Here is a 14,329-nt window from a genome sequence, read left to right as displayed (position 1 = left end):
CGCGCAGGTGGTGGACGACCGGAACCAGGTGCGTGAGGTCAACAAGTACGCCAACGACGTGCTCGGCGGCGACCCGCCGCCGGCTCCCCCGCCGCCGCCCCCGCCGAAGAAGCCGAAGGTGGGCAAGCCGGGCGCGCCGCGCGCGGTCACCGCCGCCGCGGGGAACGCGTCGGCGCGGGTGAGCTGGCAGCCGGCCGCGTCCAACGGCGCCGAGATCAGCCGGTACGTGGTGGAGGGCGCCGGCCAGCGCCACGAGGTGGGTGCGAACCAGCGTGCCCTGGAGATCACCGGGCTGATCAACGGCGAGACGTACACGTTCTCGGTGCACGCCGTGAACGCCAAGGGCGACGGGCCGGCCCGGAGGAGCAACCCGGTCACGCCGACCGCCGCCGTGCCGGACCCGCCGGCCAGTGTCACGGCGGAGGCCCGGCCGGACGGCACGGTGCTGGTGAAGTGGCCGGCGGCCAACGGCCAGGGCAACACCGTCACGAAGTACGCGGTGACCGCCAGCTCGGCGGGCGCGACCGCCCCGGCCGGCGAGTCGCCGAAGACGGAGCTGGTCATCCCGGCCGGCCAGCTGGAGTACGGCACGCAGTACGCCTTCACCGTCATCGCGGTGAGCGACAAGGGCGCCGGGTCCAAGACCTCGCCGGTGAGCAACACGGTGGTGCCGTTCACCGTGCCGAAGGCGCCGACCGAGCTGCAGGCCTCCACGGTGGCCGACCAGCCGGGCACCATCGCGGTGCAGTGGGCGCCGGCGGTGGACAACGGCCGCCCGGTGACGAAGTACGTGGTGGAGGCCGCCGGGAAGACCACCGAGGTGACCGACGTGCGCACCACGATCGGCGGGCTCGGCGACGGGCAGAACGTCACGGTGAAGGTGAAGGCGGTCAACGAGGCCGGCCCGGGCGCGGAGGCCAGCACCACCGCCCGCACGGTGGCCGCGCCCCGGGTCACGATGACCGGCTCGTCGGCCGACGCCACCTCGGTGACGGTGACGTTCACCGTGGACGCGGGCGGTGGCCGGGCGACCTGCACGGCCGCCACCGGCGGCAGGACGGCCAGCGGGAGCTGCTCCAGCCTGCGGGTGACCGGCCTGACGCCGGGCACGGCGTACACGGTGACGGTGACCGCGAGCAACGCGGCCGGCAAGGGCACCGGCAGCCGGGCGCAGAGCACCGACGCGCTCTACGGGATCGCGACCTGCCGCAACGGCTCCTCCGGCGCCGAGGCGTCGTACTGCACCCGGGACGTGCCCGGCGATCGCAACGGCAATGAGATCTTCTCGGTGACCAGGCAGGACAATGCGAAGCAGGCGGGCTGGGAACCCAACGGCGCCCGGCTCAAGGCCTATTGCAAGAAGCAGGGCGAAGAGGTCTACGCGTACATCTACAACAACGACAAGCGCAGCACCTGGTGGGTCCGGGTGGACCACAGCAGGGGCCGCGACTACATCCCGTGGGCCTGGCTGAACCTGGAGGGTGGCGACAACATCAACCTCCTGCCCACCTGCTGACCGCCGCACCGAGGAGCACCGCGCACGTGAACACCCACGAACCGCTCACCCAGCCGGAGGTGCAGGGCTTCGCCGCCCTGGCCGCCCGGCTGGCCGAGAACATCAACGCGGTCGTGCTGGGCAAGCCGCAGGTGGTCCGGCTGGCGTTGACCGCCCTCTTCGCCCAGGGGCACGTGCTGCTGGAGGACGTGCCCGGGGTGGGCAAGACCACCCTGGCCCGGGCGGTCGCGGCGACCGTGAAGGGCCAGTGGCGACGCATCCAGTTCACGCCGGACCTGCTCCCCTCGGACGTGTCCGGTGTGACGATCTTCAACCAGGCCAGCCGGGGCTTCGAGTTCCACCCGGGGCCGGTCTTCGCCAACATCGTGATCGCCGACGAGATCAACCGGGCCTCGCCGAAGACCCAGTCGGCGCTGCTGGAGGTCATGGAGGAGCGCACGGTCACCGTGGACGGCGTACGCCACCCGGTGCCGCAGCCGTTCCTCGTGGTGGCCACCCAGAACCCGGTGGAGATGGACGGCACCTACCGGCTGCCCGAGGCGCAGCTCGACCGGTTCCTCGTGAAGCTCTCCGTCGGCTACCCGGACGAGGCGGTCGAGGTGGAGGTGCTGCGGGGCGCCACCCTGCGCTCCCCCGACTCGCTCACGGCAGTCACCGACACGGCCACGGTCGGGGAGATGGTGAAGATGGCCCGGCGGGTGCACATCGCCGAGCCGCTCTACGCGTACGCGGTGCGGCTGGCCGCGGCGACCCGCACCCACCCGCAGGTGCGCGTCGGGGTCAGCCCCCGGGGCGTGATCGCGCTGACCCGGGCGGCGTGCGCGTACGCGCTGATCGACGGGCGGGGCTGGATCATGCCGGAGGACCTGAAGACGCTTGTCGAGCCGGTGTTCGCGCACCGGCTGCTGCTCACCCCGGACGCGCAGGTGCGCGGGGTGACCCCGGCCGACGTGCTGCGCCAGGCGGTCGCCTCGGTGCCGGTGCCGCTACCGTCGGGCCAGCCCGCCCCGGTCCACGGCTGAGCGGTGGGGATCACCGCCCGCGGTGTCGGGCTGCTCGTCGCCGCCGTCGTGCTGCTGGGCGTCGGCTTCCGGTACGCGTACCCGGAGCTGACCGTGCTCGGCGTGGCGGCCGGTGTCGCGGTCGGGTACGCCCTGGTGACGGCCGCCTGGCGCCCGCGGCTGGCGGTCGAGCGCGTGGCCGACCCGGACCGGGTGGCCCGGGGCGAGCCGGCGGCCATGGTGCTGACCGTGCGCAACACGGGCCGGCTGCGGGCGGCGAACCTGGTGGCCGAGGACCGGTGCGGCGGCCGGCTGGTGCCGGTGCCGCTGCTGCGGCTGCGTCCCGGGCGGGACACCGAGGTGCGCTACCCGGTGCCGACCCACCGCCGGGGGGTGGTGCCGGTGGGGCCGTTGCGGGTGACCCGGCGCGACCCGCTCGGGCTGGTGGCGCTGGCCCGCGCGTACGGGGATCCGGTGCCGGTGTGGGTGCACCCGCGCATCCATCCGCTGTCGGCGGTGCCGACCGGCGCCGGGCGGAGCCTGGACGGGCGCACCGACAGCGTGCCGCACGGCTCGATCACCTTCGACTCGCTGCGCGAGTACGTGGTCGGCGACGAGCTGCGCCGGGTGCACTGGCGGACCAGCGCCAAGGTGGGCGAGCTGATGGTGCGGGAGAACGTGGACACCAGCCTGCCCCGGCTCGTGGTGGTGCTGGACAACCGGGCGGTCGCCCACCCGGATCGGGACGCCGGGGTGGCCGAGTCGTTCGAGTCGGGGTGTGAGGCGGCGGCGTCGGTGTTGGCCGCCGCGACCCGGGAGGACCTGCCGGTGAGCCTGCTGCTGGTCGCGCCCGCCGCCGAGGAGCCGGCCGGAGCTGCCGACGGCTCCGGGTCGTCGCGCGGCGTGGGACGCGCCGAGCTGCCGTTGTCGCGCGGGCCGCTGGACCGGCTCGCCGCCGCGGAACTGGCCGACGGCGGGGAGGACGTGCTGCGTACCGCGCTGAGCCGGCTGCGGCAGGAGCGGCTCGGGGACACGCTGGTCTTCCTCACCGGGCCGGGCGCCCGCGGCGACCTGGGGCAGGTCGGCGCGCTGCGCCGCGCGTACCCGTCGGTGGTGGTCGGGATGTTCGGGGCGGCGGAGCCGACGGCGGCCGGCGCGGCAGGCCTCGTGGTGGTGGACGCGGCGGACGGCGCCGAGTTCGCCGCCGAGTGGGACGGGATCCGCCGGTGGTGACCGTGACGCCGCCGCGCCCGGCGGTCGACGCGCCGGCCGGGCCGGCCGGCGGCGGTCCCGGTCCGGTGGCGCGGGTGCTGCGGGCCGTGCCGGTGCCGTCGGCGCTGATCGTCATGATCACCCTGGCCGGTGTGGTGCTCGGCCGGGTCTACGCGGATCCGCTGCTGACCCGCCTGACGGCCGGCGCGGCGGTCGGCTCGGTGCTGGTGAGCGTGGCCGCCCGGCGCCTGCCGTCCTGGCTGGTGGCGCCGCTGTCGGTGGCCGCCCTGGCCGGCTGGGCGCTGCTGTCGCTGCGGCTGGCCGCCGCCCACGCGGCGCTGCCCGGCGGGCTCGGCGACGTGGCGGCGGACGCCGCCCGCAACGCCATCCCCCGGCTGCTCACCGCGATGATCCCGGTGGAGCCGGCCCCGGACACGGTGCTGGTTCCGGTGGTCGCCGCCTGGCTGGCCGGGCTGGCCGCCGCCGAGGTGGCGCTGCGGGCCGGCCGGGTGCTGCTCGGCTACCTGCCGCCGGTGCTGCTCTACGCCGGCGCGCTGTACGTGGTCGGGCCGAACGCCGGCCCGGCGGTCGCGCCGACGGTGCTGTTCGCGGCGGTCGCCGCCGTCGGCCTGGCGGCGCCCGGCGGGCGGGCCGGCCCGGCCGGCCCCGACCCGGTGGCCGGCCTGGCGCCGGCGGTGCGCGCGGCGGTGCGGCTGCGGCTGCTCGCGGCGAGCGCGGCCGGGGTGGCGGTGGTGGTGGCGCTCGCGGCGCTGCTCGCCCCCGTGGTCGCCGGCCGGGTGGACGACCGGCCGGTCGACCCGCGCCGCTACGTCGAACCGCCGCAGGTGGAATCGCTGGACGAGAACCCGCTGATCCGGATCTCCGGGTGGGCGCTGAACCCCGACCAGAAGCTGCTCGACGTGCGCACCGAGGCGGGCGCCACCGACGCCGGGCCGCCGCGGATCCGGCTCGCGGTGCTCAGCGACTACGACGGGGTGACCTGGCGGGTGGGGGCGACCTACCGGAACGCCGGGCGGATCCTGCCGGCCACCGATCCGGCGCCGGGCACCGCCACCGAGCCGGTACGCCAGGACGTCACCGTGGCCGACCTGACCGGGCGGCTGCTGCCCGCCGTGCCGACACCGCGCGAGGTGACCGGCGCGCGGGTGGCGTACGACCCGGCGACCGGGACGCTGATCCGGCCGGAGGGGCTGGCGCCCGGGCTGCGGTACACGGTCGCCTCGGTGCGGGAGCAGCCGGACGTGAACCTGCTGAGCACGGCCAACGTGCCGGCCGGCGACGCGGTGGCCCGGGTGCTGCGGGTCGCCGACGGAGCCCCGGAGCAGATGCGCCGGCTGGCCACCCAGCTCGCCGAGGAGAACGGCGCCCCGTACGCCCGGGCCAGCGCGATCGCGGACTTCCTGGCCGAGCACTACCGGGTGACCGCGGACGCGCCGAGCGGGCACGCGTACCCGAACCTGGGGTTCTTCCTCTTCGGGCCGCGCAACGGCGGCGGGCAGCGCGGCACGTCCGAGCAGTTCGCGGCGTCGTTCGCGGTGCTGGGCCGGCTGGCCGGCCTGCCCACCCGGGTGGTGGTCGGCTTCGAGCCGAAGGCGGACGGCCCGGTCCGGGCGGCGGACGCCTACGCCTGGCCGGAGGTGCTGTTCGAGGGCGTCGGCTGGGTGCCGTTCGACCCGATGCCGCGCCCGGACGAGGAGCCGCGCCCGGTGGAGGAGGACTTCCGGCCGAAGCCGGAGGACCCGCCGCCGTCCGAGGTGCCCGCGCCGACCGTGGAACCCACGGCCACGCCGCCGGCGGCGGCCGCCCCCGACCCGCGCGGCGGCAAGGCCGGACCGGGTACGCCGGTGCTGGTCGGTGGTGGCGTCGGCGCTCTGGTGCTGCTGCTCGGGGCGCTGCTGCTGACCCTGGCCACGCTGCGCCGGAACCTGAGCCGGGGCCGGCTCGCGCAGGGCGACCCGGGCCGCCGGATCGCCGGCGCCTGGCGGGAGGTGACCGACGCGCTGCGACTGGCCGGCAACCCGGCGGGCGCGGACCTGGCGGCGGCGGAGGTCGCCGACCAGGCCCGCCGCACCCTCGCCGAGGCACAGGCCGGGCAGGTCCCGGTGGCCGCCGAGGTGGCCGAGCTGGCCGACCTGCTCAACCAGGTGGCGTTCGCCCCCGGCACGGCCACGCCGGCCCAGGCCGACAGGGCGGGGGCGGTCGCCACCGCCTACGTCACGGCCCTGCGGGCCACCGGCTCCCGCTGGCGTCGCCTCCTGTGGACCGTCCACCCCGGCCCGCTGCGCTGGCGCCGCTGACCCAGGGCCGATACGGGCGACCTTCCCGTACGGGCGACAGCCCCGGTGTCACGCCAGGTCGGAGGGATCCCGGGCAGCGAGAGCCTCAGCCTCCGACAACCCGAGGCGGCCGGCGGCCCGCCGCCGCACCCGGACCTGGGCGCGCGTCCGTGGCCGGAACTTCGGCTCCCGCGAACACCCGCACACCTCGAAACCCTCGTAGCGCAGCCCCGCCCCGAGGACAGCCGCGACCGCGGCCCACCCGGAGTCGTTCCGCCGGCGCGGCGCCGCGAAGTCGTGCCCCGCGAAGACCATCGGCTGCCGGCACGACGTACAAGGGTGGGTCGCGTCGGCGACCTGGTCGGGGGTGAGGATCGCGCCGGAGGCGGCGACCACCCGGGCGCCCAGGTGCCCCTCGGCCAGGCCGCCGGCGAGCATCGGGGTGTCCACGCCCTGCGGGCAGAGCGCGCTGACCCGGACGCCGGCGTCCCGGTAGGTGATGGCCAGCCACTCGGCGAGGCCGACCGCCGCGTGTTTCGTCGCCGTGTACGGGGCGTCGCCCACCGCGGTGAGCACGCCCGCCGCCGAGCAGGTGAAGAGGAGGTAGCCCTGGCCGCGGCGGAGCATGGCCGGCAGCGCGGCCCGGGCGCTGTGCACGTGCCCCAGCACGTTGACCCGCCAGGCGCGGTCCCAGTCGGCGTCGGGCGCGTCCACGCCCCCGCCGGTGGTCACCCCGGCGTTGGCGCAGAACAGGTCGATCCGGCCGTACCGGCGCTCGGTCTGGTCGACCAGCGCCCGCACCTGCGCCTCGTCGGTGACGTCGAGCGCGACGCCGTGCGCCACCGGCCCGATGCCCTCGGCCACGGCGCGCGCCGCCGCGGCGTCGAGGTCGGCCAGGACGACGGCGGCGGCGCCCTCGGCGACGAACCGGCGGCCGAGCGCCGCACCGATGCCGCCCGCCCCGCCGGTGATCACGGCCACCCGGTCGGTCAGGTTCATCTCAGCCCGCCTCCCCGCCGGCCACCCCGAGCCGCGGCAGCAACCCGACCCAGGCGGCCGCGCCGCCGGCGCTGAGTTCCGGGGTGGGCAGCAGCGCCAGCACGGGCACGTCCACGCCCTGGTCGGCGTACCGGCGGGCCCGGGCGGCGCACTCCTCGGGTGAGCCGTGCAGGATCAGCGCGTCGACCACCTCGTCCGGCACCGCCGCCGAGGCGCCCCGCCGGTCCCCGGCCGCCCACGCCTCCCACATCGGGCCGAGGCTGTCCTGCCGTCCCAGCCACCGGTGGAAGGCCGCGTACGCCGGCACGGTGAGGTAGCCGGTGATCAGCCGGCGGCCCAGCGCCCGGGCGTACGTGGCGTCCTCGGTGGGGCAGACGAAGATCCGGGCGGCGACCTCGAAGCCGGGGCGGCGCTCGCCCATCTCGGCCAGGGCGGTGGGCACGTCGTCGGCGGCCAGCCAGTTGAGGATCACGCCGTCGGCCTCGGCGGCGGCGAGGCGCAGCATGCCCGGCCGCAGCGCGGCCAGCAGCACGGGCGGCGGCGCCGACGGCGGGCGTTCCAGGGTGAACCGCCGGACGGTGAAGGTGTCGTACTCCTCGTCGACGGTCTCCCCGCGCAGCGCGGCGCGCAGGAAACGCAGCACGTCCCGTGTGCGCCGGAGCGGCTCGTCGAAGGGCACCGCGTTCCAGTCCCGGACGAGCACCGGCGAGGAGGCGCCGATGCCCAGCGCGAAACGGCCCGGCGCGGCCTCGGCGAGGGCGGCGGCGCTCATCGCGAGCAGGCCCGGCCCCCGGGTGAAGACCGGGGCGATCGCGGTGCCCAGCCGCAGCCGCGGTTGCCAGGCGGCGGCGAGCGCCAGCGGGGTGAACGCGTCGGTCCCGGCGACCTCCGACGACCAGACGTCGGTGAAGCCGGCGCGGTCGAGCGCCGCGTAGACCGTGGCGTGGTCGGCGAGCCCGACGCCGGCCAGCGGCACGGTCATGCCCCATCGATTCGTCACCGGTCGATCGTGCCCGCTCGTCGTGGCCGGGGGCAAGATCCGGCCGGCGGCTCCCGGTCGCGGCGCGACGCGCGGAGCCGCAGGGGTGATGCGGCCGGGACCCGGCGTTGCCGCCCGCAAGAAGTGCTACGACTGCCAGATGGGGTGGACCGGGCTCGGGAGGCGGCGGTGAGGATTCCGGAGCCGACCGCCCTGGTCCCGTCGGGCGGCGGCCCGAACCGGGCGACGTTCCTGGAGCTCTTCTTCGACCTGGTGTTCGTCTTCGCGCTGACCCGGATCTCCGCCCGCGCCTTCGAGGACCTGGCGCTGGAAGGGGGCTGGACGGCGGTGACCGGGGGCGGCAAGACGCTGCTGCTGTTCCTGGCGCTCTGGGCGGTCTGGCAGGGCACCGCCTGGACCACGAGCCGCTACGACCCGTACCACATCTGGTTGCAGGTCATCGTGGTCACCGCGCTGGTGGGCAGCATGGTGATGGGGGTGGCCATCCCCCGCGCGTTCAGCTCCATGGGGCTGGTGTTCGCCGTCGCGTACGTGGTGGTGCAGGTGAGCCGGCCGGCGATTCTGCTGCTGACCCTGCGCCGGCTCCAGCACCGCCGGCTGAAGCTGCGCATGCTGATCACCTTCAGCGCGACCGGGGTGCTCTGGCTGGCCGGCGCGGTGCTGCCCACCGACCCGCGGGTGACGCTCTGGACGCTCGCGCTCCTGCTGGAGTACCTGGCGTCCCGGTTCGGCTGGCCGGTCCCCGGGCTGGGCCGGTCCACCGTCTCCCGCTGGGACATCCACGGCGAGCACCTGGCCGAGCGCTACCAGCAGTTCTTCCTGGTCGCGCTCGGCGAGACGATCCTCATCGCCGGGCTGGCGTACAGCCGGGCACCGGAGAGCGCCGCCCGCACCGCGGCCTTCGCCGCCGCGCTGCTCACCTCGGTGCTGCTCTGGCGGATCTACGTGCAGCGGGCCGGGCGGATCCTCGGCGAGGCGGTGATCCGGGCGGCGCATCCGGCCACGATCGGCCGCTCCGCCGCGGACACCCACCTCATCATGGTGGTCGGCGTGGTGGCCACCGCGATCGGCTACGAGCTGGTCAACGAGCACCCTGCCGGCCACAACCAGGTCGGGTGGCTCGCCATGATCCTCGGCGGTCCGGCGTTCTTCCTGCTCGGGCGGGCGCGCTTCGAGTACGAGGTGTTCGGCCGGGTGTCCCCGTCGCGCTGGGTGGCCGTGCTCGTGCTGGTACTGCTCATGGCGGTGCTCAAGCCCCTGGTGCCGCTGACCGCGGCGATCGCCACCCCGCTGGTCGCGGCGATCGCCGCCCCGCTGGTGCTGCTCGGGGTGGCGGTGGCCGACGCCCGCCGCGCCTGGGGCAGCCCACCGGAGGAGGCGGCCCCACCGTTCTGACGGGACCCGTCGGGGCCGCTGACGCCCCCTCCCCGACGTTACGATCCGCGGGTGACCTTCTCGATCGTCGCCCGCTCCGCCGACGGGCTCGTGCACGGCATCGCCGTGGCCAGCAAGTTCCTCGCCGCCGGGGCGCTGGTGCCGGCCGCCGAGGCGGAGGTCGGCGCGCTCGCCAGCCAGGCCCACGCCAACCTGGCGTACCGGTCGCAGGGGCTGGCGATGCTGCGCACCGGAGTGGCCGCCGCGGACGTCGTGGCCGGCCTGATCGCCGCCGACCCGGGCCGCGACGACCGGCAACTCGGCGTGGTGGGGGCGAAGGGCGACGGCGCCACCTGGACCGGGCCGCGCTGCCACCCCTGGGCGGGCGGCCAGTCCGGCGACGGTTGGGCGGCGCAGGGCAACATCCTGGCCGGGCCGGAGGTCATCGACGCGCTCCGGGACACCTGGCTCGGCAGCGCCGACCTGCCGGTCCCGCAGCGGCTGCTGGCCGCCCTCGCCGCCGGCGACCGGGCCGGCGGCGACCGGCGCGGCCGGCAGAGCGCCGCCCTGTTCGTGGTGCGGCGGCACGGCGGCTACGCCGGCACCGGCGACGAGCTTGTCGACCTGCGCGTCGACGACCACCACGACCCCGTCACCGAGCTGGGGCGGCTGCTCGACATCCACACGCTGCTCTTCGGCACGCCCGACCCGGCCACCCTGCTCGACCTCACCGGCCCCGTCGCCGACGAGGTGGCCGCGCTGCTGGCCGCCGCCGGCCACCCGGTCGGCCCCGCCGGGGTGGAGGAGGCGCTCGACGCCTGGGCCGGCGTCGAGAACCTGGAGGAGCGCATCGTCCCCGGCCGGATCGACCCCGTCGTCCTGGACCACCTGCGCCGCACCACCCCGCCGGCCGTCGGCGCCTGACCGTCGCCGAGGAGAAGCAGCTCCGCGTTGCCCGCGGGGCGGGGCAGCAAGCCGTAAGGGCTTCGCAAGATTTCGCGCTTCGTCGCCCGTCCGGTGCGCGGCTACCCTGACACGCGGAGGGGGGCTGCCGGTGCCGCATCGGGTGCTGGTCGTTGACGACGACCGGACGATCAGCGACGTGGTGTGCCGTTATCTCGAGCACGCCGGCTACCAGGTCGACCACGTCGAGGACGGTGCCGCCGCCCTCGCCGCGGTCGCCGCCGCGCCGCCGCATCTGGTGGTGCTCGACGTGATGCTGCCGGTGCTGAGCGGGCTCGAGGTGTGCCGGCGGTTGCGGCAGCGGCCCAACCCCGTACCCATCGTGATGCTGACCGCCCGTGGTGACGAGGCCGATCGGATCCTGGGCCTGCAATTGGGCGCGGACGACTACGTGAGCAAGCCCTTCTCGCCGCGTGAGCTGGTGCTGCGGGTGGGCTCGGTGCTGCGGCGGGCCGGCGGTGAAGCTCCGGCCTCGGCCGTCGAGGTGCTCACCGACGGCGGTCTGGTCGTGCAGACCGGTCCCCGGGTGGCCCGGCTGCACGGCCGGCAGCTGGCGCTCACGCTGCGCGAGTTCGATCTGCTGGCACACCTGATGCGTCACCCGGCGCGGGCGTTGGGGCGGGCAGAGCTGCTGGAGCAGGTGTGGGGCTGGCACTTCGGCGACCAGTCCACCGTCACCGTCCACGTGCGTCGGCTACGGGAGAAGATCGAGGCGGACCCCGCCGATCCACGGCGGATCGTCACCGTCTGGGGTGTCGGCTACCGGTACGAGCCGGTCGATGGGTGACCTCGCTCTGATCTTCGGCGTGGCGCTCGGGGCGGCCGCTGCCGTGGCGCTGGTCGGCGCCGGCGCGCTGCGACTGCTGCGCATCCGGTCGATCACGTCACACATCTCGGTTCTGCTGGCGATGACCGTCGGCGCCGTCGCGGCGGGCGTGTCGGTGGTCGCCGAGGCGATGTTCCTCTCCCCGCACGACCTGGAGGTCGTTCTCATCACGGTCTGCGCCGCCGCGACGGTCTCGCTCGCGGTCGGCTGGCTGTTCGGGCGGCGGCTCGCCGCCGCGGCGGTCTGGGCGGACCAGGCCCGCGAGCGGGAACGGCGAATCGAGAAGGGACGCCGGGATTTGATCGCCTGGGTGTCGCACGACCTGCGCACGCCGTTGGCCGGGCTGCGGGCGATGGCCGAGGCGCTGGAGGACCGGGTGGTCGCCGACGTGACCACGGTCGGCGAGTACCACCGCCGGATCCGGGTGGAGGCCGACCGGATGACCCGGCTGGTCGACGACCTGTTCGAGCTGTCGCGGATCGACGCCGGGGCACTGCGGCTGTCGCTGTCGGCGGTGCCTCTGGGCGATGTGGTGTCGGACGCCCTGGCCGGGGCCGCGCCGCTGGCGGAAGCCCGCCGGATCCGGCTGGTCGCCGGTGAGTCGGGCTGGCCGGTGGTCACCGCCAGCGAGCCGGAGCTGGCTCGGGTGGTTCGCAACCTGCTGCTCAACGCGATCCGTTACACCCCTGAGGATGGCACGGTCCGGGTGGACGCCGGGCACAGCGGTGGTGACGCCTGGTTGGCCGTCGCCGACACCTGTGGCGGGATCCCGGAGGCGGACCTGCCACGTCTGTTCGAGGTGGCCTTTCGCGGCGAGCCGGCCCGTACCCGCTCGGCCGACGGCGGCGTGGAGAGTTCGGGCGGGTTGGGGCTGGCGATCGTGCACGGCCTCGTCAAGGCGCACGGTGGCCGCGTGGAGGTTCACAACGTGACCGGCGGCTGCCGGTTCGTCGTCCGGCTGCCGCTCGCCGCCTGAGCCAGGTTCCGTCAGGCACGGCGCGGATCCGACCCTACGAGGTGGTGAGCTCGGCGAACCAGCGGTGGCCGGCAGGAAACACCTCGCGGACGGCGAGCCCGGCCGCGGCGGCGGGGGCGTGCACCGCCAGAGCGTCCAGCCGCGCCCAGCGGAAGCTCGGTCCCCGGTGTCGGCCGGACACCACGTGCACCTGCCCCTGCCAGGTCCCGGTCCCCGGCGGCTCGAGCTCGACCAGCACCGTGCCGGCCAGGCGCAGCAGCCGCCGGCACCGGCGCAGCAACGTCCCGGGATTCCCGCCGATGCCGATGTTGCCGTCGAGCAGCACCACGTGCTCCCACCTGCCCTCGGCCGGCAGCGGCGCGAACAGATCGGCCCGGACGGCGACCGCGCCGCGGGCCCGGGTCAGCGCGACCGCCCGGGCCGAGACGTCGACGCCGAGCGTGGTCACCCCGGCGCGAGTGAGCGCCAGGGTGACCCGGCCCGGGCCGCAGCCCAGGTCCAGCGTCGGGCCGGCGCAGCGGGCCAGCACCGCGGCGGTCGCCGGCTCGGCGGGCCCGTGCCACCGCTCCACCGGCAATCGGCGGCGGGTTCCGTCGGCGTGCACCAGCCAGTGCGTGTCGACGTCGGGGTGGCGCAGCACCGTGCCGAAGCCGTTGCCGGTCGGGTCGAACGAGCCGGCGGCCGTCCGCCGGACAACATCGGTCATTGCCGGCCCCCGGCCACCGGGGTGCCCCGCACTGCCGCGACTTCCCGGGCGAAACGGCCGGTCGGGACCAGGTCGGCCACCGCGAGCGCGTCGGTCCAGTCGTCCACGTCGCGCAGCACCGGCAGCGTCCCGATCCGCAGGCCGCGTCCGGCCAGCGCGGCCCGGGTGAGCCGCCCGGTGTCGGGGGTGGACATCGGCACCTCGCGCAGTGCCGTCGCCCGCCGGGGGTCGTGCAGGCCCAGCGCCCACCAGCCGCCGTCCGCGGCCGGGCCGAGCACCGCGTCGGTCCCGGTCGCGGCCAGCCGGCGTACCGCGGCGGCCAGCCGTGCCGCGGTGAGCTGCGGGGTGTCCATGCCGATCTGGAGCACCGGCCGCCCCGGGTACGCGGCGGCCACGTCGGCGTACGCGTGGGCGAGCCGATCGGCAAGATCGTCCCCCCGCTGGGGCAGCACCAGCCAGCCGGCGGCCGCGGCGGCGAGGTCCGGCCCGTCCTCGGCGTCGGCGAACCGGCCGGCCAGCGCCAGCACCGGGACGACGCCCGGGGTGGCGGTGACGGCGTCGAGGGTGTCGCGCAGCGCGGCGGCGGCGATCCGGGCCGCCTGCGCGGGCTCGGCGGGCGGGCAGAGCCGCGTCTTGACCGCCCCGGCCACCGGCGCCTTGGCCACCACCAGCAGGACGGTCACCGCCGGCCGTCCACGCTGCGCAGCACGGTCAGGAAGTCCCGCGTGGCGCGGACGGTGCCGCGGACCGAGCCGGACACCTTGGATCGGGTGCCGGCGGCGCGCGGCGCGTAGCGGACGTCGCGCTCGTGGATGCGCCAGCCGGCGGCCGCGGCCCGGATCATCAGCTCCAGTGGATAGCCGAAGCCACGGTCGGCGACCCCGAGGGCGAGCAGGGCCTCCCGCCGGGCCACCCGGATCGGACTGAGGTCCCGCAGCGGCACCCCGCGCTGTCGCAGCAGCGCGGCGACCAGAGCCGTGCCCGCGCGGGCGTGCCACGGCCAGACCCCCGCGGACACCGGCCGCCGCCGGCCCACCGCCAGGTCCGCGGTGCCGGCCGCCACCGGGGCGACCAGCGCGGGAAGCTCGCCCGGGTCGAACGAGCCGTCGGCGTCGAGCACGCAGACGAGATCGCTCTCGGCGTGTTCCAGGCCGGTGTGCACGGCCGCGCCGTAGCCGCGGCGGCCTTCGCGGACCACCCGGGCGCCATGCCGGGCGGCCACCTCCGGCGAGCCGTCCCGGGACCCGTTGTCCACCACGATCGCCCGATAGCCGGGCGGCAGGGCGGTCAGCACGCCGGGCAGGGCGGCGGCCTCGTCCAGGCACGGCAGCACCACGTCGATCTGTGTCCGCATGCCGTCGACGCTAGGCCCGCCGGCACCTCCGGCGGCCCCGATCGTGCTTACGGAACCCTTACCGGCCAGGCAATTCTTACCGTCCGGTGACGACTGGCGGTTCGG

The 14,329-nt window shown here is 76.2% G+C and carries 13 protein-coding genes; 8 read left to right on the top strand and 5 right to left on the bottom strand.

Translation table 11 applies throughout. The annotated features are described in order from the left end of the window. The 4 genes from F8274_RS16765 to F8274_RS16750 all read left to right on the top strand — a co-directional run. Positions 1–1,516, top strand: a 1,516-nt coding sequence (locus tag F8274_RS16765; protein ID WP_151463329.1) for a fibronectin type III domain-containing protein, incomplete at its 5' end; no start/stop codon positions are given. Between the two features lie 26 nt (positions 1,517–1,542). Next, a complete protein-coding gene (locus F8274_RS16760; protein ID WP_151463328.1) occupies positions 1,543–2,538 on the top strand; it encodes a MoxR family ATPase in 996 nt (331 codons plus the stop codon). Between the two features lie 3 nt (positions 2,539–2,541). Further along, on the top strand, positions 2,542–3,750 hold the full coding sequence (locus tag F8274_RS16755; RefSeq protein ID WP_151463327.1) for a DUF58 domain-containing protein: 1,209 nt from the start codon (positions 2,542–2,544) through the stop codon (positions 3,748–3,750). Continuing rightward, the gene (locus F8274_RS16750) at positions 3,726–6,047 is read left to right on the top strand and encodes a transglutaminaseTgpA domain-containing protein (RefSeq protein WP_370518240.1); all 2,322 of its coding nucleotides are present in this window, start codon (positions 3,726–3,728) and stop codon (positions 6,045–6,047) included. The genes F8274_RS16755 and F8274_RS16750 overlap by 25 nt, the downstream gene beginning before the upstream one ends. 48 nt (positions 6,048–6,095) lie before the next feature. Here F8274_RS16750 and F8274_RS16745 read toward each other — a convergent pair whose 3' ends face one another. Both F8274_RS16745 and F8274_RS16740 read right to left on the bottom strand, forming a co-directional pair. Then, a complete protein-coding gene (locus tag F8274_RS16745) occupies positions 6,096–7,025 on the bottom strand; it encodes an SDR family oxidoreductase (protein ID WP_225853831.1) in 930 nt (309 codons plus the stop codon). Between the two features lies 1 nt (position 7,026). Then, positions 7,027–8,007 (bottom strand): LLM class F420-dependent oxidoreductase, encoded by a 981-nt coding sequence (locus tag F8274_RS16740; RefSeq protein WP_151463331.1) that lies wholly within the window; start codon positions 8,005–8,007, stop codon positions 7,027–7,029. 186 nt (positions 8,008–8,193) lie between these two features. On the opposite strand from F8274_RS16740, the gene F8274_RS16735 reads away from it, so the two are divergent. From F8274_RS16735 to F8274_RS16720, 4 genes are all read left to right on the top strand, one after another. Then, positions 8,194–9,420: a low temperature requirement protein A gene (locus tag F8274_RS16735; RefSeq protein WP_151463326.1), complete on the top strand. Its 1,227-nt coding sequence runs from the start codon at positions 8,194–8,196 to the stop codon at positions 9,418–9,420. A gap of 51 nt (positions 9,421–9,471) precedes the next feature. Beyond that, positions 9,472–10,323: a DUF1028 domain-containing protein gene (locus tag F8274_RS16730; protein ID WP_151463325.1), complete on the top strand. Its 852-nt coding sequence runs from the start codon at positions 9,472–9,474 to the stop codon at positions 10,321–10,323. Between the two features lie 130 nt (positions 10,324–10,453). Next, the gene (locus tag F8274_RS16725; RefSeq protein ID WP_151463324.1) at positions 10,454–11,149 is read left to right on the top strand and encodes a response regulator transcription factor; all 696 of its coding nucleotides are present in this window, start codon (positions 10,454–10,456) and stop codon (positions 11,147–11,149) included. Beyond that, positions 11,142–12,164, top strand: coding sequence for a sensor histidine kinase KdpD (locus F8274_RS16720; protein WP_151463323.1), 1,023 nt, complete (start codon positions 11,142–11,144; stop codon positions 12,162–12,164). Before F8274_RS16725 ends, F8274_RS16720 begins: the two co-directional genes overlap by 8 nt. A gap of 34 nt (positions 12,165–12,198) precedes the next feature. Here F8274_RS16720 and F8274_RS16715 read toward each other — a convergent pair whose 3' ends face one another. From F8274_RS16715 to F8274_RS16705, 3 genes are read right to left on the bottom strand one after another with little or no spacing between them, the layout of a single operon-like run. Further along, positions 12,199–12,870 carry a class I SAM-dependent methyltransferase gene (locus tag F8274_RS16715; protein ID WP_151463322.1) on the bottom strand — a complete coding sequence of 224 codons (672 nt, stop codon included), beginning with the start codon at positions 12,868–12,870 and terminating at the stop codon, positions 12,199–12,201. Then, positions 12,867–13,553, bottom strand: a complete 687-nt coding sequence (locus tag F8274_RS16710; RefSeq protein WP_151463321.1) for a DUF2064 domain-containing protein — start codon at positions 13,551–13,553, stop codon at positions 12,867–12,869. Before F8274_RS16710 ends, F8274_RS16715 begins: the two co-directional genes overlap by 4 nt. After that, the gene (locus F8274_RS16705; RefSeq protein WP_151463320.1) at positions 13,550–14,224 is read right to left on the bottom strand and encodes a glycosyltransferase family 2 protein; all 675 of its coding nucleotides are present in this window, start codon (positions 14,222–14,224) and stop codon (positions 13,550–13,552) included. Before F8274_RS16705 ends, F8274_RS16710 begins: the two co-directional genes overlap by 4 nt. Positions 14,225–14,329: the final 105 nt, after the last annotated feature.

This window comes from Micromonospora sp. AMSO31t, assembly GCF_008868175.1.
GTDB lineage: Bacteria > Actinomycetota > Actinomycetes > Mycobacteriales > Micromonosporaceae > Micromonospora.
This window is presented reverse-complemented; position numbering and strand designations above follow the sequence as displayed.

Coding starts and splice junctions, on each gene's coding strand:
- F8274_RS16705 (WP_151463320.1), bottom strand. CDS start 14,224: ATGCGGACACAGATCGACGTGGTGCTGCCGTGCCTGGACGAGGCCGCC.
- F8274_RS16715 (WP_151463322.1), bottom strand. CDS start 12,870: ATGACCGATGTTGTCCGGCGGACGGCCGCCGGCTCGTTCGACCCGACC.
- F8274_RS16745 (WP_225853831.1), bottom strand. CDS start 7,025: ATGAACCTGACCGACCGGGTGGCCGTGATCACCGGCGGGGCGGGCGGC.
- F8274_RS16740 (WP_151463331.1), bottom strand. CDS start 8,007: ATGACCGTGCCGCTGGCCGGCGTCGGGCTCGCCGACCACGCCACGGTC.
- F8274_RS16720 (WP_151463323.1), top strand. CDS start 11,142: ATGGGTGACCTCGCTCTGATCTTCGGCGTGGCGCTCGGGGCGGCCGCT.